The sequence below is a fragment of the Variovorax sp. J22P240 genome (assembly GCF_030316855.1).
Taxonomy (GTDB): Bacteria; Pseudomonadota; Gammaproteobacteria; order Burkholderiales; family Burkholderiaceae_C; genus Variovorax.
In genome coordinates this window covers 356022-374087 of record NZ_JASZYR010000003.1, presented here as the reverse complement: position 1 = coordinate 374087, position 18066 = coordinate 356022, and the positions used below count along the sequence as shown (strand labels likewise).

Here is an 18066-nt window from a genome sequence, read left to right as displayed (position 1 = left end):
GATCAGACGATGCGCGAGAAGCGCGTCTTGCGGTCGGCCTGCAGGTAGCGGTCGAACACCATCGCGATCGCGCGCACGAAGAACCACCCGAGCGGCGTGACTTCGATGTCGCGTTGGCTCATGCGCACGAAGCCCTCGGCCGCAAGCAAATCGAGCGCCGCGAGTTCGGCGGCGAAGAAATGCCGGAAGTCGATCAGATGCGCCGCGCCGATGGCCTCGAAGTCGACCCTCCCCTGGCACATGATCGCCATGATGACCGCGCGCCGCAGCACGTCGTCGCGCGACAGCGCCAGGCCGCGCACCACGGGCAGCCGGCCCTGGTCGAGCAGGTCGTAGTACTCCTCGAGCGTCTTCGCGTTCTGGCTGTACGTGGCGCCGACACGGCCGATGGCCGACACGCCGAGCGCCACCAGATCGCAGTCCGGCTGCGTGCTGTAGCCCTGGAAATTGCGATGCAACCTGCCCTGCCGCTTGGCCACCGCGAGCGCGTCGTCCGGCAGCGCGAAGTGGTCCATGCCGATGTAGACATAACCCGCCGCGGTGAACGCGGCGATCGAGCGCGACAGCATCTCGACCTTGGCCGCTGCGTCGGGCAGCGATTCGGTCGCGATGCGGCGCTGCGGCTTGAAGCGTTCGGGCAGGTGCGCGTAGGCATAGAGCGCGATGCGGTCGGGCCGCAGCGCGCAGACCTGCTCCAGCGTGCGGTCGAAGGACGCGGCGCTCTGCTGCGGCAGGCCGTAGATCAGGTCGACGTTGACCGAGTCGAAGCCGAGGCTGCGCGCATCCAGCATCAGGTCGAACACCTGCCCGGCAGGCTGGATGCGGTGCACCGCACGCTGCACCTCGGGGTCGAAATCCTGCACGCCGAAGCTCAGGCGGTTGAAGCCGAGTTCGGCCAGCGTCGCGAGCCGCTGGCGGTCGACGGTGCGCGGATCGATCTCGATCGAATGCTCGCCGTCCTCGGTCAGCGTGAAGTTGTCTCGCAGCAGCGCCATGAGTTCGCGCAGGCCGTCGTCATCGAGGAAGGTCGGCGTGCCGCCGCCCAGGTGCAGCTGGCGGACCATGGCGCCGCGGCCCAGCTTTTCGACCTGCAGCGAGACCTCGCGCGCCAGGTAGTCCAGGTACTCGCGGCCCTTGCCCTTGTGGCGGGTCACGATCTTGTTGCAGGCGCAGTAGTAGCAGAGCGATTCGCAGAACGGGATGTGCACGTACAGCGAGAGCGCACGCGCACCGGCGCCGGCCCCGCCGCGCTGCTCGAGCACCTGCGCGTAGGTGTCGGCGGCGAAGGCGTCGACAAAACGGTCGGCTGTGGGGTAGGAGGTGTAGCGCGGACCGGGGATGTCGAAACGCCTCAGCGCGGAGGGCGACGGCATCGCAAAGGTCGGCGTGCGGGCTGGAGCGGGGGCAGGGAGCATCGCGTACGGCGGAAAACGGTGGGAAACTGCAGGCAATGAGCCACTATGGCCCCGACCCGGCCCGCAAACCTTGATCTGCATCAAGCATGGCGCTCGCCCGCCGCCCGACAATGCGCGCACGACCCCTGACTGCATCCATGACACCTCAACACATCAAGGTCGCCTGCTCCAACTGCAATCTGCGTGAGCTGTGCATGCCGGTGGGCCTCAGTCCGAGCGAGCTGCAGCGCATCGATGACCTCGTCGCCACGCGGCGCAAGGTCAAGCGGCGCGAAACGCTGTTCCACAATGGCGAGGACTTCACATCGCTCTACGCCATCCGCACCGGCGTGTTCAAGACCCGCCTCGCGAGCGAGGACGGGCGCGAGCAGGTCACCGGCTTCCAGATGGCGGGCGAGATCATCGGTCTCGACGGCATCGTCAGCGGCCACCACAGCTGCGACGCCGTGGCGCTGGAGGATTCGGAGGTGTGCACGATGCCCTTCGACCGCATCGAGGAGCTATCACGCGAAGTCACGGCGCTGCAGCGCCACGTGCACCAGATCATGAGCCGCGAGATCGTGCGCGAGCAAGGCGTGATGCTGCTGCTGGGCAGCATGCGCGCCGAGGAACGTCTGGCCGCCTTCCTGCTGAACCTGGTGCAGCGTCTGCACGCGCGCGGCTTCTCGCGTTCGGAACTGGTGCTGCGCATGACGCGTGAGGAAATCGGCAGCTATCTGGGGCTCAAGCTGGAGACCGTGAGTCGCACCTTGTCGAAGTTCGCGGCCGATGGCCTGGTCGAGGTCGAGCAGCGCAATGTCCGCATCGTCGACCCCGATGCGCTACACCGCATCGTCAATCCTCCGGGCTGCTGAGCCCCGCTCTCAGTTCCTGGCTGGCACTGCCAAGTCGATCCCCGGCGTGGCCGCGTGATTTCGCCCGGCCACCGCCGGCATCAGCTTCTTGTCGACCAGCGTTCGGTTGATCTCCACGCCCTTGCGGTAGTAGTCCGGGTCCACCACCGGATCGGGCGTGCCCAGCGCCAGCCACAGCGTGACGAAGCTGGCGACGACGACCACGGCGGGCCCGCCTATCACCATCCACACCAGGGGAAAGCGCCACCACCGCGGGCCGGACGAGGTTGCGTCGTCTTTGCGATTGCTGTCGGTCATTTTTGATCCTTCGGGAGAGCGCGGCTTCATCGGGGAACCAGGAACACGGCCTTCTCGGACACGTGGCCCCGGCCGTCCTCCGAGTGGACGTCGAAATACACCTCGTGCGAACCGGCCGCCGCCGCGCCGAAGGGCAGCCGCAGGCGCACCGCCACCCAGCGCGATTCCGCGGGCGCGACATCGACGAGCGGCTCCGAGGCCACCTCCAGGCGATCGAGGCCGCTGGCCTCGATGCGGTAGCGCTGCATCTCTTCGGTCGCGTTCATGATCTGCAGGCGGTACACGTTCTCGATCTGGCCGCCGTCGACGATGCGCGCCAGCGCGGCGCGGTCGCGCACCACGTCGACCTTCAGCGGCATGCGCGCCACGAGACTGGCGAACAGGCCGATGGACAACGCCGCGAGCAGCGCACCGTAGACCAGCACGCGGGGCCGCAGCACGCGCTGCAGAACCTGGCGCGACGTCCAGCGGTTGGCCATGCCGTTCTGGGTCGCGTAGCGGATCAGGCCCGGCGGCTGCGCCGTCTTCTTCATCACGATGTTGCACGCATCGACGCAGAGCCCGCAGCCGATGCATTCCTGCTGCAGGCCGTTGCGGATGTCGATGCCCGTGGGGCACACCTGAACGCACAGCTTGCAGTCGACGCAGTGGCCGAGTGCGGGCGCGCTGTCGGCGCGTCCCTTCGCGGGCACGCCGCGGGGTTCGCCGACAGCCGCGTCGTAGCTGACGATCAGCGTGTCGCGATCGAACATCGCGCTCTGGAAGCGCGCATAGGGACACATGTACTTGCACACCTGCTCGCGCATGAAGCCCGCATTGCCGTAGGTCGCGAAGCCGTAGAACAGCACCCAGAAGATCTCCCAGGAACCCATGGTGGCGTGCAGCAGGGACACGCCCAGCTCGCGGATCGGCGTGAAGTAGCCCACGAAGCTGAAGCCGGTCCACAGGCCGATCGCGATCCACACCGCATGCTTGAAGCACTTCTTGATCACCTTCTCGGTCGAGAACCCGCCCTTGTCCATGCGCATGCGCACAATGCGGCTGCCTTCGATTCTCTGCTCCACCCACATGTAGATCTGGGAGTAGACCGTCTGCGGGCAGGCATAGCCGCACCACAGCCGACCCGCCACTGCGGTGAAGAGAAACAGCGACAGCGCCGAGACCACCAGCAGGCCAGTGAGGTAGATCAGGTCCTGCGGATAGAGCACCAGCCCGAAGATGAAGAAGCGCCGCGCGGAGAGGTCGAACAGCACCGCCTGGCGCTGGCCCCATTCGAGCCAGGGCAGCCCGTAGAACACGAGCTGGGTCACGAACACCATGGCCCAGCGCCAACGCGCGAAGACTCCGCTGACGCTGCGCGTGTAGACCTTCTGGTGGGCGGCGTAGAGGCCGACGCCCTTCTCTTCGGCCTTGGCGGCCGGAACGATGGGGATCACCTGATGCACGCGGCTCATGGCACGGGTCCGGTCACTGGGCCGCCGCGACGTCCGGCTTGCTCGACAGGCCCCAGACGTAGGCGGTCAGCACGTGGATCTGCGCTTCGGTCAGGCGCCCCTGCTGCGCCGGCATCTGGTTGGTCTTGCCGCCGTTGACGATCGCGATGATCGCCTCCTGGCCGTAGCCGTGCAGCCAGATCTTGTCGGCCAGGTTCGGCGCGCCGACCGCGGTGTTGCCGACGCCGCCGATGCCGTGGCAGGCGGCGCAGGCAGTGAACTTGCTCTTGCCGAGGCCCGCGCGCACCGAGTCGTGCGGGCTGCCCGACAGGCTCAGGACGTAGTTCGCGAGGTTCTTCACGTCGTCCGCCGAGCCTACCGCCTCGCCCATCGGCGGCATCACGCCGGTGCGGCCGTGGGTGATGGTCTCGCGGATCTTCTCGGGTGTGCCGCCGTGCAGCCAGTCGCGATCGGTCAGGTTCGGGAAGCCCCTGCTGCCACGCGCGTCGGAGGCATGGCACTGCGCGCAGTTGTTGAGGAACAGGCGCTCGCCGATCGCCATGGCGCCGGGATCGGTGGCCAGGCGCTCGACGGGCTCGGAGGTGTAGGCGGCATAGACCGGCGTCAGCTCGGTGTTCGCCTGCTCCATCTCCTTCGCATACTCGCCCGAGGTGGTCCAGGAGAGTGTGCCGCGGTAGCTGCCCAGACCCGGAAACACGGCCAGGTAGCCGAGGCCGAAGACGATGGTCAGGACGAACAGGCCCATCCACCAGCGCGGCATCGGGTTGTTCATCTCGCGCAGGTCTTCGTCCCAGACGTGGCCGGTGGTGTTGTCCCCGGTGGACGGCCCCCGGAAGCGCGCGGTGAGCCAGAGCAGGAGCCCGCAGGCCAGGATGCTGCCGACCGCGATGACGGTGACGAACTGCGACCAGAAGTCGTTGATGAAATCGCTCACGACGGGTCCTCCTCGAAGGGCAGTCGAGCAGCCTCCTCGAAGGCTTTCGCACGGCGGCCCGAGAATGCCCAGGCCAGGATGCCGATGAAGCAGGCGAACGACGCCAGCGTGGCCGCGATCCGCAGAGTGGTGATGCTGTCCATCGCGCTTGTCCTTTACTTGAGTGCCAGGCCGAGCGACTGCAGGTAGGCCACCATGGCATCCATTTCGGTCTTGCCCTTGACCTCGACGGCGGCCGCGGCGATCTGCTCGTCGGTGTAGGGCACGCCGACCCGCCGCAGCGCGGTCATGTGGGTCGCGGACTGCGTGGCGTCGAGCGGCGTCTTCTCGAGCCAGCCATAGGCAGGCATGTTCGACTCGGGCACCACGTCGCGCGGGTTGTTCAGGTGAATGCGGTGCCACTCGTCGCTGTACTTGCCGCCCACGCGGTGCAGATCGGGACCGGTGCGCTTGCTTCCCCACTGGAAGGGGTGGTCGTAGACGAACTCGCCGGCCACGGAGTAGTGGCCATAGCGCAGCGTCTCGGCGCGGAACGGCCGGATCATCTGCGAGTGGCAGTTGTAGCAGCCTTCGCGCACGTAGATGTCGCGGCCGGCCAGTTGCAGCGGTGTCAGCGGCTGGACGCCCTGCACCGCCTCGGTGGTCGACTTCTGGAAGAACAACGGCACGATCTCGACCAGGCCGCCGACCGCGATCACCAGCAGGATCAGCACGATCATCAGGAAGTTGTTGGTCTCGATCTTCTGGTGCGAGAAGCCGGACCCTGGATTGTTCGAACTCATGGCGTGGTCCTCAGGCGTGGGCGATGGCGGTCTGCGGGATCGGCGATGGCCTGCTGAAGCCTGCGATCACCGTCATCCAGACGTTCCAGGCCATCACGAGCATGCCGCCCAGGTACAGCACGCCGCCGAGCACGCGCACCACGTAGTACGGATAGGTGGCCTTCACGCTTTCGACGAAGGTGTAGGTGAGCGTGCCGTCGACATTGACCGAGCGCCACATCAGCCCTTGCATGACGCCGGCGATCCACATCGCTGCGATGTAGAGCACGATGCCGATGGTCGACATCCAGAAGTGCAGCTCGATGGCCTTCACACTGAACATCTCGGTGCGGCCGTACATGCGCGGGATCAGGTAGTAGAGCGAGCCCATCGAGATGAGGCCGACCCAGCCGAGGGCGCCGGAATGCACGTGGCCGACGGTCCAATCGGTGTAGTGCGAGAGCGCGTTGACCGTCTTGATCGACATCATCGGACCCTCGAAAGTCGCCATGCCGTAGAAGGACAGCGAGACGATAAGGAAGCGCAGGATCGGATCGGTGCGCAGCTTGTGCCAGGCGCCCGAGAGCGTCATCACGCCGTTGATCATGCCGCCCCAGCTCGGCGCCAGCAGGATCAGCGAGAACACCATGCCGATCGACTGCGTCCAGTCCGGCAACGCGGTGTAGTGCAGGTGGTGCGGACCGGCCCACATGTAGGTGAAGATCAGCGCCCAGAAGTGCACGATCGAGAGGCGGTACGAGTACACCGGGCGGCCCGCCTGCTTGGGCACGTAGTAGTACATCATCCCGAGGAAGCCGGCCGTGAGGAAGAAGCCGACCGCGTTATGGCCGTACCACCACTGCACCATCGCGTCCTGCACGCCGGCGTAGGCCGAATAGCTCTTCATCGCGCCCGCCGGAATGGCCGCGCTGTTGACGATGTGCAGCAGCGCCACCGCGATGATGAAGGCGCCGTAGAACCAGTTCGCCACGTAGATGTGGCGCACCTTGCGAATGCCGATGGTGCCGAAGAACACGATGGCGTAGGCCACCCAGACCAGCGCGATCAGGATGTCGATCGGCCATTCGAGTTCGGCGTATTCCTTGCCGCTGGTGTAGCCCAGCGGGAGGGTGATCGCCGCGGCCACGATGACCGCCTGCCAGCCCCAGAACACGAAGGAAGCGAGCCCCGGCGCGAACAGTCGGACCTGGCAGGTGCGCTGCACCACGTGAAGGCTGGTGGCCATCAGCGCGCAGCCGCCGAAGGCGAAGATCACCGCGTTGGTGTGCAGCGGACGCAGCCGCCCGTAGCTGAGCCAGGGGATGCCGAGGTTGAGATCGGGCCAGGCCAGCTGCGAGGCGATGACGACGCCGACCAGCATGCCCACCACTCCCCACACGACGGACATGAGGGCGAATTGCCGCACGACGGTGTCGCTGTAGACCGGCGCGGGAGAACTCGAAGCATGCATCGCAGAGCCTTGTTGTGTGACTGGGGCTCAGTGTCCCGGCGCCGCGTGCGTGTCTCTTTGATGCAGGTCAATCGTTGCGCAGAACGCGCTCGCCCTCGCCGTCGACGTTGTCGAATTGCCCACGGTCCACGGCCCACCAGAGCCCGGCGATGATGAACAGCACCAGCACGACCGAAAACGGAATGAGCAGGAACAGGATGTCCATCAGTGGCCTCTGCCTTGCCCGGCCAGTCGCGCGGCGTTGAGCACCACCACCAGCGAACTCGCGGCCATACCCAGCCCCGCGAGCCAAGGCGGCAACCAGCCGCCGATCGCGAGCGGGACACAGACCGTGTTGTAGCCCGCCGCCCAGCCGAGGTTCTGCCGCACCACGCGCAGGGTGCGCCGCGCCTGCACGATGGCAGCCGGAATGAGCGCCAGAGATTCGCCGAGAACCACGAAGTCGGCATTCGCCTGCGCGAGCGGCACCGCGCGGCCGAAGGCGAAGGACGCATGCGCATGCGCCAGCACGGGCCCGTCGTTGAGGCCGTCGCCCACCATCGCGACGGTGCGGCCGCCGCCCTGCAGATCCGTCAGGTGGCGCAACTTGTCCTCGGGCGTGCAGTCGCCGACTGCCAGGTCGATGCCGGCTCGCTGCGCCACCTCATTCACCGCCGCGCCGCGGTCGCCCGACAGCAGCCACACCGACAGGCCCTGCGCGCCCAGTGTGGACACCGCAGCTTCGGCGTCCTCGCGCAGATCCTCGGCCAGCACGAAGCTGGCGACCCATCCCTCGTCGTCGGCGAGATGCGTCTGTGCGGCCTGCACCGGCAGCGGCGCGACGCCGCAGAGTGCGGCCGAGCCCAGCAGCAGTGCGCGCTCCGGCCCATCGGCGGATCGGCGCACGGAACCCGCGAGGCCTTCTCCTGCCCGCTCGGCGAGCCGCGGCACGGTCCACTCGGGCGACACGCGATGTTGCTCGTCCCAGGCCCGCACCAGCGCGCGCGATGCGGGGTGCAGCGACTGCGCGGCCAGCGAGGCCGCCAATTCCACGGCATCGCCCGGGCGCACACCGCGGCGGCTGTAGACGCGATCCAGTCGCGGCGTGTCGCGCGTCAGCGTGCCGGTCTTGTCGAACACCACGGTGTCGACCGCGGCCAGTGCCTCGAGCGCCTGCAGGTTGCGCACCAGCACCCCGCTTCGCGCCAGCGCGCCGGCGCTCGCGAGCATCGCAGCCGGCGTGGCCAGCGACAGCGCGCAGGGGCAGGTCACGATCAGCACCGACACCGCGACCATCAGCGCCTTGCCCGGATCCACGTGCCACCACCAGACGCCTGCGCCCAGGGCCGCAGCAAGCACCGCCAGCAGGAAAGGCCGTGCGGCACGATCGGCGAGCCGGGCGAGGCGAGGCTTCTGCAGCGATGCGCTTTCCATCAACGCGACGATCTGGGCGAAGCGCGTATCCGCACCGAGTGCCTCCACGCGCAGCTCGACCATCGCGCCGACGTTCTGGCTGCCCGCCAGCACCCGCGCGCCGCAAGGTCGCGGCACCGGACGCGATTCGCCGGTGATCAACGCTTCGTCGGCCGACGTGTCGCCGGCGACCACGCATCCGTCGGCCGGAAAGGCCTCGCCGGGCAGGATGCGCAGGATGTCGCCGACCGCGAGTCGCCGCACCGGGATGCGCTCGAACACACCGTCGGCGTTGCGCCGAAGCACGCTGTCCGGCAGGCGGTTCATCAGTGCGTCGAGGGCGCCGGCGGTGCGATCGCGCAGCCGCGACTCCAGCCAGCGCCCGGTGAGCAGGAAGAACACGAACATCGTCAGCGAATCGAAGTACTGCTCGCCGCCGAGCGGTCCCGCGGGATCGAAAGTGGCCGCCGTACCGACGATGAATGTGATCGCGATGCCGAGTGCTACCGGCAGGTCCATGCCGATGCGGCGTTGCCGCAGGTCGCGCCAGGCGCTGCGGAAGAACGGGCCGCAGGAGAACAGCATCACCGGGAGCGTCAGTACCCAGGAGGCCCAGCGCAGCAGTTGCGCGGCATCGGGCGTCATGTCTCCGGGCTCTGCGATGTAGGCCGGGTAGGCGTACATCATGACCTGCATCATGCACAGCCCCGCGACCAGCCAACGCCAGAGCGCGAGCCGCGATTCGCGCTGGCGCCGCGGACCTACCTGCATGTCACCGACCGGCACCAGTCGATAGCCCGCCGCTTCGGAGGCCGCGAACCAGCGCGACGGCCTGACCGCCGCTGCCGACCATACCACCCGTGCGCGACGCGTGCCGGCATGGACCTCGGCCGAGATCACGCCCGGCACCCGCGTCAGCGCCGCCTCGACGGTGAAGGCGCAGGCCGCGCAGTGCATGCCCTCGACGGCGACGTGCGATTCCCAGCGTTGTGTCGCATCGCCTTCGCGCGGCGCCAAACCGAAGGACGGCCACTCGGTCGGATCATCGAGCAGCGACCAGGCCGACGGCTGAGCGACAGGCAATGCGAGGGCCAGAGTGGGCGCAGCTTCCATGCCTCCGAGGCTAGCAACTGCAGGAGATCAGGGCTTGATGCAGATCAAGGGGCCCGCGATCCATCCTTCTGCTGCGCCGCGAACCGCTTCTCCGCAGCGACCAGATGCGTCGTCAGAACGTGGGAGATCACATTGATGCCCAGCCCCGCAAACAACGCAGGCAGCAGGTAGAGCGCGACCCGCACCTCCGACACGAAGAGCGCGTCATCCGCCAGTGACGGCGTGGCGGCCGCGACGTTGGCCAGCCGCTGAAGGAAGAACACGTCAACACCCGCTATCGCCACCAGCGTGAAGCCAAGGACCAGCACGGTCTTCCGCGAGATGGCCCGCTTGGCGATCAGCACGCCATAGATGCCGAAGGGCAGCACGACGGAAATCACCACCATCAACCAGAAGCTCGTTTCCGTAAAGACCGAATAGCTGACGTGCATGGCGGGTCACCTCTGGATGGCTGGATCGTCGAAACCGGGGATTGTCTTCGAGGCCAGCAGGGGCGGATGCTGCACTCAGCGAGGCTTCTTCTTCGCTTCCTCGTTGCCGAGCAGCTTGTCCAACTCCTGCCCGACGCGCGCGCCGATCGCGGTGCCGACGCCTGGCAGCACGGCCGTGCCGACGGCCGCGCCCGTGAGAGCGGCCCCGGTCAGCGCCACCTGGGGCGCATCGAGCGTGCCACCGAGCTTGAGCGGCACGCCGACCACGCCGTCGACGATGTCGACCGCAGCTTCGCCGTCGAGGCGCCGGTTGATGACGGTGGCGCTGCCGCTGGCGATCAGCGCGCCGGAACGCGCCTTCATGCCGCTGTAGCGCAGGATCACGCCCTCCTCGGTGGCTTGCGTGTCGAGCGTGCCGGCGAGGGTATCGAGTCTTGTCTGTCCACCACGGCCGCTGCCGGTGCTGACCATCTTGGCGAGATCGAAGCCCGTCAGGTTCGCCGGCGCGATGTTGAAGCGGGTGCGCGTGTGCAATGTGCGGATCATTTCCGTCACGTTCTCACCCTCCGTATCGACCGCGGTTTGCCCCTGCAGCTTGCCCTCGACCGCGCTGTGCCGGCCGAAGCTGCGCACCAGCGCGCCGACGTCGACGTCCTTCGGCTCCAACTGCGCCGTCAGTCGCAGGCGGCCCTTGTCCAGTTCCTGCAGTGCGGCATGGCCGTTCCACGTGCCGCCGCCGACGTCGATGAGCGTGCGCCAACGGTCCTGTTCGCCCTCGCGCTCGACGCGCAGGTTCGCGGGCGGCGTCACGCCCGACCGGCTGAGTTGCGCCTCGCGTGGCCGCCAGTGCGGATCGAAGAGGATGTCTGCGTCGTAGGCCAAGGCGATGTCGCGGCGGTCGATCCACACCACATCGCGCAAGCGCACGCGTTCGACTGGAATCGCGGCGAGCGTCCATGCACCCGCGACGACGATGGCGGCATCGTCCGCCTGCCAGCGCCCGCGGAACGCACGCACGGAGGTGCGCGGGAGCACGGCGCCGTCGATCTCGATAGCGTCGATGGCGATCTTGCGGGTCCACAGCGCGGAGAGATGCGGCCTCACCACGATGCGACGCACAGTGATCGGCCGCGGCTGCGCGGTTGAAAGATCCTCCAGCACCACGACAGGCGAAGGCATCAGTGCCCAGTGCGCCGCGCCCACGCGCAGCGCGATGCCGGAAGCGCTCTCGAAGCGCGCGCCAAGGTCCGCCGCCAATTCTTCGTCGCTCGGCAGCTTCGAGTGGATCAGCAACGCCAGTCCGGCAAGCAGCAACGCTGCCGCGGCGAGCGAGCCGGCAAACCATCGTCGAGCGCGGGTCATTCCGCAAGCTTAGGCGCGTCGCGCCCTCGTTCTGTCAGCAATGAGCGCGTCGTTTTCGCTGGCAATCGCTATAGTTTTGGACCATCAGACCTGGAGACCTCCTCATGCGCATCTGGCAAAAAGAGATTTCGATCGACGAACTCACCCGCACCCACGTGGACACCACCGTGTCCAACCTCGGCATCGAATTTCTCGAAGTTGGCGATGACTTCATCCGCGCACGAGTGCCGGTGGACAAGCGCACCAGGCAGCCCTACGGCATCCTCCATGGCGGCGTCTCGGTGGTGCTGGCGGAAACGCTGGGATCTTGCGGCGCCCACTACTCGGCGCCCGAGGGCCATCGCGCGGTCGGGCTCGACATCAACGCGAACCATCTCAAGTCCGCGACCAAGGGCTGGGTGACCGGCACCGCGCGGCCCGTGCACCGGGGCCGCACCACGCAGGTGTGGCAGATCGACCTGACCAACGAAGAGGGTGAACTGACCTGCGTCTCGCGCATCACCATGGCCGTGCTGGCGCCGCGCGGCGGCTGAGCGGCCCCAGCCACCAACCCCTCCAACAAGACAAACGACCGAGGAGAAGAAGACCATGAGCGATTCCTACCTTCCCCGCTGGCGCAAGGTTGCCGCCACCGCGGGCACCATCGTCGCGCCCGATGAACGCCTCTCCTGGGGGCAGACCACGGCGATGGGCGTTCAGCACGTGATCGCGATGTTCGGCGCCACGGTGCTGGCGCCGATCCTGATGGGGTTCAACCCCAACATCGCGATCCTGATGAGCGGCATCGGCACGCTGCTCTTCTTCTTCATCACCGGCGGGCGGGTGCCGAGCTACCTGGGATCGAGCTTCGCCTTCATCGGCGTGGTGATTGCAGCCAGCGGCTACGCAGGCTCAGGGCCGAACGGCAACCTCGGCGTGGCGCTGGGCGGCATCATCGCCTGCGGCCTTCTCTACACGCTGATCGGCGTGCTGGTGCACTTCACGAACGAACGCCACATCAAGCGCGCGCCGGTGCGCGGGCTCGAAGGCATCGAGGTGGAGGAAGTGGAGCAGGACGTCGCGGTGCACTGGATCGAGCGACTGATGCCGCCGGTGGTCACCGGCGCGGTGGTCGCGGTGATCGGACTCAACCTGGCGAGCGTGCCGATCAAGAACATGGCGCCCACCGGCTTCGACACCTGGATCCAGGCACTGACCTTCCTGTGCGTGGGGCTGATCGCCGTCTACTCGCGCGGGATGATCCAGCGCCTGCTGATCCTCATGGGCCTGATCGTCGCGAGCATCATCTATGCGGTGCTGACCAACGGCCTCGGGCTAGGCAAGCCGATCGACCTCGGCCCGCTGGCTGCGGCGCCGTGGTTCGGGCTGCCGACGTTCGCCTCGCCGGTGTTCGACGTCAATGCCATCCTGCTGATCGCGCCCGTGGCGGTCATCCTGGTGGCGGAGAACCTCGGCCACCTGAAGGCGGTCGGCGCCATGACCGGGCGCGATCTCAACCCCTACCTGGGCCGCGCCTTCATCGGCGACGGCATCGCGACCATGGTGAGCGGCGGGTTCGGCGGCACCGGCGTGACGACCTACGCCGAGAACATCGGCGTCATGGCGGCCACCAAGATCTATTCCACGGCGATGTTCGTCGTCGCGGCGCTGATCGCGCTGGTGCTGGGGTTCAGCCCCAAGTTCGGCGCGCTGGTGCAGGCGATTCCACTGCCGGTGATGGGCGGCGTGAGCATCGTGGTGTTCGGCCTGATCGCCGTGGCGGGCGCCAAGATCTGGGTCGACAACCGCGTGGACTTCTCCCAGAACAAGAACCTGATCGTCGCGGCGATCACGCTGATCCTCGGCACGGGCGATTTCACGCTGAAGTTCGGCCAGTTCGCCCTGGGTGGCATCGGCACCGCGACCTTCGGCGCGATCCTGCTCTACGCGCTGCTCGGACGCACCCGCAACTGAGGTTGCCGCCGACGGAAAATGCAACCTCGTGCAAGAGCTGTTGTGCACCGTCATCCATATTCGGGCGTTTGAGTCCATCGGAGCCCAGTGCCAGTTAGACTCCAACGCTTTTCGAACCTACGTTTTCCATGGCCGATGCTTCCGCCGCGCGCACCAAGGCGGTATTCGAATTCAAGAGCGCAACGCTGCCGCTGATCGCGGTCATCCTCAAGACGGCTGATCTCGATGTGCTGGCGGAGGCGCTCGACGCCCAGTTGGCAGACTCGCCCGACTTCTTCGAACAGGAGCCGGTGGTGATCGATCTCTCGCAACTGCAGGACGAAGAGTCCTCGGACGCCGACGTCGAACTGGACTTCACCGCCCTGCGCGGACTGCTCGCGCGTCACCAGACGCAGCCTGTGGCCGTGCGCGGCGGCAGCGATGCCCAGAACATCGCGGCCCGAGCTGCCGGCCTCTCGGTCACCGCCATGCCGGTAGCCCCGACGCCCACGACCCGGGCGCCCGCGCCGCCGTCCGAGCCCGTAAGCGAAGCACCGCAGATCGTGCGCGAAGTGCAGGTGCCGGCCAACGGCACGCTGGTCATCGACCGCCCGCTGCGCTCCGGCCAGCAGGTCTACGCACGCGGCGGTGACGTGATCGTGACCGCCGTCGTGAGCTTCGGCGCGGAAGTCATCGCCGACGGCAACGTCCACGTCTACGCACCGCTGCGCGGCAAGGCGATCGCCGGAGCGCGCGGCAATACCGAGGCGCGCATCTTCACGACCTGCATGGAAGCGCAACTCGTGGCCATCGCAGGCATCTACCGCACGGTCGAAGTCGCGCTGCCCGCCGACATCGCGGGCAAGCCGGCACAGATCTGGCTGGACGACAAGAAGATCGTGATGGAACCGATCTCCTGATCCGGCGCCACGAACAACTGAACAACTGAAACGAACGTAAGAAGGAATGGCAATGGCCAAAATTGTGGTGGTGACCTCGGGCAAAGGCGGCGTCGGCAAGACGACCACGAGCGCGAGCTTTGCATCGGGGCTCGCCCTCGCGGGCAAGAAGACGGCCGTGATCGATTTCGACGTCGGCCTGCGCAACCTGGACCTGATCATGGGCTGCGAGCGGCGCGTGGTGTACGACCTCATCAACGTGATCCAGGGCGAGGCCAACCTGAGCCAGGCGCTCATCAAGGACAAGCAGTGCGACAACCTGTTCGTGCTGGCCGCCTCGCAGACGCGCGACAAGGACGCGCTGACGCAGGAAGGCGTCGAGAAGATCCTCAAGGAACTCGCCGACCAGGGCTTCGACTTCATCGTGTGCGACTCCCCGGCCGGCATCGAGACCGGCGCGCTGATGGCGATGCACTTCGCCGACGAGGCGCTGATCGTGACCAACCCCGAGGTGTCGTCGGTGCGCGACTCGGACCGCATCCTGGGCATGCTCAGCTCCAAGACCAAGCGCGCCAAGGAAGGCGGCGATCCGATCAAGGAACACCTGCTGATCACGCGCTACAACCCCAACCGCGTCGCGGGCGGGCAGATGCTGTCGCTGGAAGACATCCAGGACATCCTGCGCATCAAGCTGATCGGCGTCATCCCCGAGTCCGAGAGCGTGCTGCAGGCCTCCAACCAGGGCGTTCCGGCCATCCACGACAAGGACACCGACGTGGCGCAGGCCTACAGCGACGTGGTGGCGCGCTTCCTCGGCGAAGAGAAGCCAATGCGCTTCGTCGACGCCGAGAAGCAGGGCTTCTTCAAACGACTTTTCGGAACGAGGTAGCCCCATGTCCCTCTTTTCCTTTCTGCTGGGTGAAAAGAAGAAAACGGCCAGTGTCGCCAAGGAGCGGCTGCAGATCATCCTCGCCCACGAACGCAGCAGCCTCGGCGGCAAGCGGCCGGACTACCTGCCGGAGCTGCAGCGCGAGCTGATCGCGGTCATTTCGAAGTACGTGTCGATCAAGGCCGAGGACATCAAGGTCCACCTCGAGAAGCAGGACGATCTCGAGGTGCTGGAAGTCAAGATCGAGTTGCCCGAAAACGCGGCGTTCGCGGCGCGCTGAGCGTCGCCTTGCGGGGGTTCAGGGCTGCGTGATGAACGCGGCCACCGCCTGGAGCACCGCCGCTTCCTTCAGGATGCGCCGGTGTCCCAGGCCCTGCGTGGCGACGAGCCGCGCACCGGGAATGGCGTCGCGGTATGCCACGCCGTCCTCGAACCGGTTGACCCGGTCCTCCCGGTCGTGCACCACCAGGGTCCGCTGCGCGATGCGCGGACCCACGGCGGCCGGCTCCAGCAGCGGCATCAGGATCGCCTCGCGCGCCTCGATCAGCCGCTGCATCGCCGCCCGCGTGCGCTCGCTGAGGCCGAACACCTGCGCGAAGTAGCGCGTGAATTCATGTGGCGAGGCTGGGGGCGCCATCAGCACCAGGCGCTCGACGGGCAAGCCCCGGCTGGCCGCGTAGGCCAGCGCATTCGCGCCCAATGAGTGCGCCACCACGGCCTTGATCTTTTCGCCCTGCTGGATCAGCCGCGCGGCGACGTAGTCGATCGCACGCGCAAACTGCGGCAGGTTGCTCACCGACCCGGCACTGCGGCCGTGCGCGGGCATCTCGACCAGTACTGGCGTGAAACCCGAGGCCGCAACCGCCTTCGCGAGCGGCAACAACTGCCCGGCGTGACCGCCCCAGCCGTGCACGAGGAGCACCTGCGGCGCATCCATGGGAACGACGACGGGCGTGTAGACGCCGATGCTGGCGTGCTCGTACGACCAGTCTTCACGGCGCCAATGGTTGTCGGGACCCTGGCTGCGGTTCAGCCATTTCGGCGGCAGGGGCGTGCCGAACACCCGGTAGGCCGCACGCACCCCGAGGGTGGGCCAGATGCGTTCCGAAGCGGCGAGCCCCAACCGCAGAGTGCGGATCAAGGGGCTCGCACCGTAGTAGTTGGATGCGGCGGCGGACGGCGCGGAGGACGTGGCGGTGGTCATGGGGGTTCGTTCAAAAATGGATTTATCGCACGCTCGTGCGAAAGTCGGGCAAAAAGAAGGCTGAAGTCGAAGCAGACATGGCAGCCTCAGGCCCGGTAGCTGGCGAGGAGCCGCTGCCAGGTCAGCATGGCCCGGTCGGCGGCCCGCGGATCGCGCAGGAATCGCGCGTCGTGCAGCAACCCGATCACCAACCCATTGATTTCGCTGACCAGTTGCGCCGGGTCGGTGTCGGCCTTCAGCTCGCCGGTCTCGGTGGCCTGCGTCACGGTACGCCGCAGCGCCGCGCGCCAGCGCGTCACCTCGGCCAGGAGATGGTCGCGCAGCTCACCCTCGCGGTCGTCGAGTTCGAAGGCGCCGGCGGTGTAGATGCAGCCGGATTCGATCTCGATGTCGCGCATGCGGGCGAGCCAGCGCTCGACGATGTCGTTCAGGCGCGCCACGCCTTTGGGCTTCTGCATGGCAGGGACGAATACATCCGCCAGAAAGCGGCGGCCGTATTCCTCGATGACCGCCTTCTGCAGGGCTTCGCGCGAGCCGACCCGGGAGAAGACGCCGCTCTTGGACAGGCCCAGGCGACTGGCAACCGCCTGAAGCGTGATCGCCTCCAGCCCTTCGGCCGAGGCAACGTCCATCGCCGCGCCGACGATCGCGGCACGGGTCAGTTCGCTCTTCTGGGTCTTGGCGTCCATGTGGCTGAATTTAGCACATGCGTGCGAAATATCAAGTTCTATCGCGAAGGACTTCCATCCAGGCACCGTGTGGGCGTATCGTGGCAGCCCCAACATCAACCCGGAGACCCGCACCATGGCAACCAGCAAATCGAGCACCACCGGCGCAAAGAAGACCGGCCCCGCGGGCATCCCGACGGTGGAAGAAGTCCAGGAAGCCTTCGTGAAGCCGTTGAAGGGCATGGCCGAGCGGCTGCAGAGCCTCCCGCTGGCGGGCTCCATCGTCGAGAGCGGACGCAAGGACCTGCAGGCACTGGTGCAGGCGAACGAGAAGTCCTATCAGGGACTGCAGGCCGTGGTGCAGCGCCAGACCGAGATGCTCAAGACCTCGATCGAGGAGTGGCAAGGCACGGTCAAGGGCATGGCGGGCACGGACCCGCGCGAGAACCTCGCCAAGCTCGACGCCATGGGCAAGGCGGCGTTCAAGCAGGCGCTCGACGACATTCGCGAGTTGTCGGAAATGGCGGCGAAGTCTCAGTCCGAGGCCTTCGACGTGGTGCGCCGCCGCATTCAGGACAACGTGGACGAGGTCAGCAAGCTGTTGAAGCCGCGCAAGTAGCCGTCCATTCGGGCAAGCCTCAGTGTTTGCCCTGCGCGATAACGAGAAAAAGGTCCGTGACGGATTTTGCAGGAAGCGTACATTGGTGCGATTTCCTCAGCGATCAGATCGAATCAGTCATGGCATCGAATTCTCAGACGCGCGTTTCTTCCAAGGCGGACGCCGAAGCCGCGGCCCGTGAACGACTGCGGCAGGCCCTGCCGGCCACGGTCGGGCACCTGCAGCAACACCAGGCCGACCGGATCGACGGTGACGACATCGATGCCTACGTAAGACTGAACTGGCTCGAATGGCACGGCGGCGGGCTGCGCCTGACGATCACCGGGCGCAACGTGTGCGCCCAGATGGCGCCCTCCACCGCCACCTGAAGC

21 protein-coding genes are annotated in these 18066 nt (G+C 67.0%); 8 read left to right on the top strand and 13 right to left on the bottom strand.

Annotation, left to right across the window (positions count from 1 at the left end; genetic code table 11):
• Positions 1-2: 2 nt before the first annotated feature.
• Positions 3-1373 carry an oxygen-independent coproporphyrinogen III oxidase gene (gene hemN, locus QTI24_RS11720; protein WP_286600555.1) on the bottom strand — a complete coding sequence of 457 codons (1371 nt, stop codon included), beginning with the start codon at positions 1371-1373 and terminating at the stop codon, positions 3-5.
• Positions 1374-1552: 179 nt separating this feature from the next.
• Between hemN and fnr the strand changes: the two genes are divergently transcribed.
• Entirely contained in the window at positions 1553-2269 is a 717-nt protein-coding gene (fnr, locus tag QTI24_RS11715; protein WP_286600553.1) for a fumarate/nitrate reduction transcriptional regulator Fnr, read from the top strand.
• A 9-nt stretch (positions 2270-2278) separates the two neighbouring features.
• On the opposite strand, the gene QTI24_RS11710 is transcribed toward fnr, so the two are convergent.
• The 10 genes from QTI24_RS11710 to QTI24_RS11665 form a co-directional block, all read right to left on the bottom strand.
• Positions 2279-2566, bottom strand: coding sequence for a FixH family protein (locus QTI24_RS11710; protein ID WP_286600552.1), 288 nt, complete (start codon positions 2564-2566; stop codon positions 2279-2281).
• Positions 2567-2592: 26 nt separating this feature from the next.
• Positions 2593-4020 carry a cytochrome c oxidase accessory protein CcoG gene (gene ccoG / locus QTI24_RS11705; RefSeq protein ID WP_286600551.1) on the bottom strand — a complete coding sequence of 476 codons (1428 nt, stop codon included), beginning with the start codon at positions 4018-4020 and terminating at the stop codon, positions 2593-2595.
• A gap of 13 nt (positions 4021-4033) precedes the next feature.
• Complete coding sequence (gene ccoP, locus QTI24_RS11700) at positions 4034-4954, bottom strand: cytochrome-c oxidase, cbb3-type subunit III (protein ID WP_286600549.1); 921 nt, start codon at positions 4952-4954, stop codon at positions 4034-4036.
• The gene (locus QTI24_RS11695; protein WP_286600547.1) at positions 4951-5097 is read right to left on the bottom strand and encodes a cbb3-type cytochrome oxidase subunit 3; all 147 of its coding nucleotides are present in this window, start codon (positions 5095-5097) and stop codon (positions 4951-4953) included. Before QTI24_RS11695 ends, ccoP begins: the two co-directional genes overlap by 4 nt.
• A gap of 12 nt (positions 5098-5109) precedes the next feature.
• Entirely contained in the window at positions 5110-5736 is a 627-nt protein-coding gene (gene ccoO, locus QTI24_RS11690; protein WP_286600545.1) for a cytochrome-c oxidase, cbb3-type subunit II, read from the bottom strand.
• Between the two features lie 10 nt (positions 5737-5746).
• Positions 5747-7186, bottom strand: coding sequence for a cytochrome-c oxidase, cbb3-type subunit I (gene ccoN, locus QTI24_RS11685; RefSeq protein WP_286600542.1), 1440 nt, complete (start codon positions 7184-7186; stop codon positions 5747-5749).
• A gap of 67 nt (positions 7187-7253) precedes the next feature.
• Positions 7254-7391 (bottom strand): cbb3-type cytochrome oxidase assembly protein CcoS, encoded by a 138-nt coding sequence (ccoS, locus tag QTI24_RS11680; protein WP_286600540.1) that lies wholly within the window; start codon positions 7389-7391, stop codon positions 7254-7256.
• On the bottom strand, positions 7391-9691 hold the full coding sequence (locus QTI24_RS11675; RefSeq protein WP_286600539.1) for a heavy metal translocating P-type ATPase: 2301 nt from the start codon (positions 9689-9691) through the stop codon (positions 7391-7393). The genes ccoS and QTI24_RS11675 overlap by 1 nt, the downstream gene beginning before the upstream one ends.
• A gap of 44 nt (positions 9692-9735) precedes the next feature.
• Complete coding sequence (locus QTI24_RS11670) at positions 9736-10122, bottom strand: hypothetical protein (protein WP_286600536.1); 387 nt, start codon at positions 10120-10122, stop codon at positions 9736-9738.
• 75 nt (positions 10123-10197) lie between these two features.
• Entirely contained in the window at positions 10198-11484 is a 1287-nt protein-coding gene (locus QTI24_RS11665) for an AsmA-like C-terminal region-containing protein (protein WP_286600535.1), read from the bottom strand.
• A gap of 104 nt (positions 11485-11588) precedes the next feature.
• Between QTI24_RS11665 and QTI24_RS11660 the strand changes: the two genes are divergently transcribed.
• From QTI24_RS11660 to minE, 5 genes are all read left to right on the top strand, one after another.
• Positions 11589-12017 (top strand): PaaI family thioesterase, encoded by a 429-nt coding sequence (locus tag QTI24_RS11660; RefSeq protein ID WP_286600534.1) that lies wholly within the window; start codon positions 11589-11591, stop codon positions 12015-12017.
• A 55-nt stretch (positions 12018-12072) separates the two neighbouring features.
• Positions 12073-13437, top strand: coding sequence for a solute carrier family 23 protein (locus tag QTI24_RS11655; protein ID WP_286600533.1), 1365 nt, complete (start codon positions 12073-12075; stop codon positions 13435-13437).
• 128 nt (positions 13438-13565) lie between these two features.
• Positions 13566-14336: a septum site-determining protein MinC gene (gene minC, locus QTI24_RS11650; RefSeq protein ID WP_286600532.1), complete on the top strand. Its 771-nt coding sequence runs from the start codon at positions 13566-13568 to the stop codon at positions 14334-14336.
• 52 nt (positions 14337-14388) lie between these two features.
• A complete protein-coding gene (gene minD, locus QTI24_RS11645; RefSeq protein ID WP_286600531.1) occupies positions 14389-15204 on the top strand; it encodes a septum site-determining protein MinD in 816 nt (271 codons plus the stop codon).
• A 4-nt stretch (positions 15205-15208) separates the two neighbouring features.
• Complete coding sequence (gene minE / locus QTI24_RS11640; RefSeq protein ID WP_286600530.1) at positions 15209-15484, top strand: cell division topological specificity factor MinE; 276 nt, start codon at positions 15209-15211, stop codon at positions 15482-15484.
• Between the two features lie 18 nt (positions 15485-15502).
• On the opposite strand, the gene QTI24_RS11635 is transcribed toward minE, so the two are convergent.
• Positions 15503-16408 carry an alpha/beta fold hydrolase gene (locus QTI24_RS11635; RefSeq protein WP_286600529.1) on the bottom strand — a complete coding sequence of 302 codons (906 nt, stop codon included), beginning with the start codon at positions 16406-16408 and terminating at the stop codon, positions 15503-15505.
• Positions 16409-16494: 86 nt separating this feature from the next.
• Positions 16495-17097, bottom strand: coding sequence for a TetR/AcrR family transcriptional regulator (locus QTI24_RS11630; RefSeq protein WP_286600800.1), 603 nt, complete (start codon positions 17095-17097; stop codon positions 16495-16497).
• Positions 17098-17212: 115 nt separating this feature from the next.
• Between QTI24_RS11630 and phaP the strand changes: the two genes are divergently transcribed.
• Positions 17213-17695, top strand: a complete 483-nt coding sequence (gene phaP, locus QTI24_RS11625; RefSeq protein WP_286600528.1) for a TIGR01841 family phasin — start codon at positions 17213-17215, stop codon at positions 17693-17695.
• A 119-nt stretch (positions 17696-17814) separates the two neighbouring features.
• A complete protein-coding gene (locus QTI24_RS11620; RefSeq protein WP_286600526.1) occupies positions 17815-18063 on the top strand; it encodes a hypothetical protein in 249 nt (82 codons plus the stop codon).
• The last annotated feature ends 3 nt before the right edge of the window (positions 18064-18066 follow it).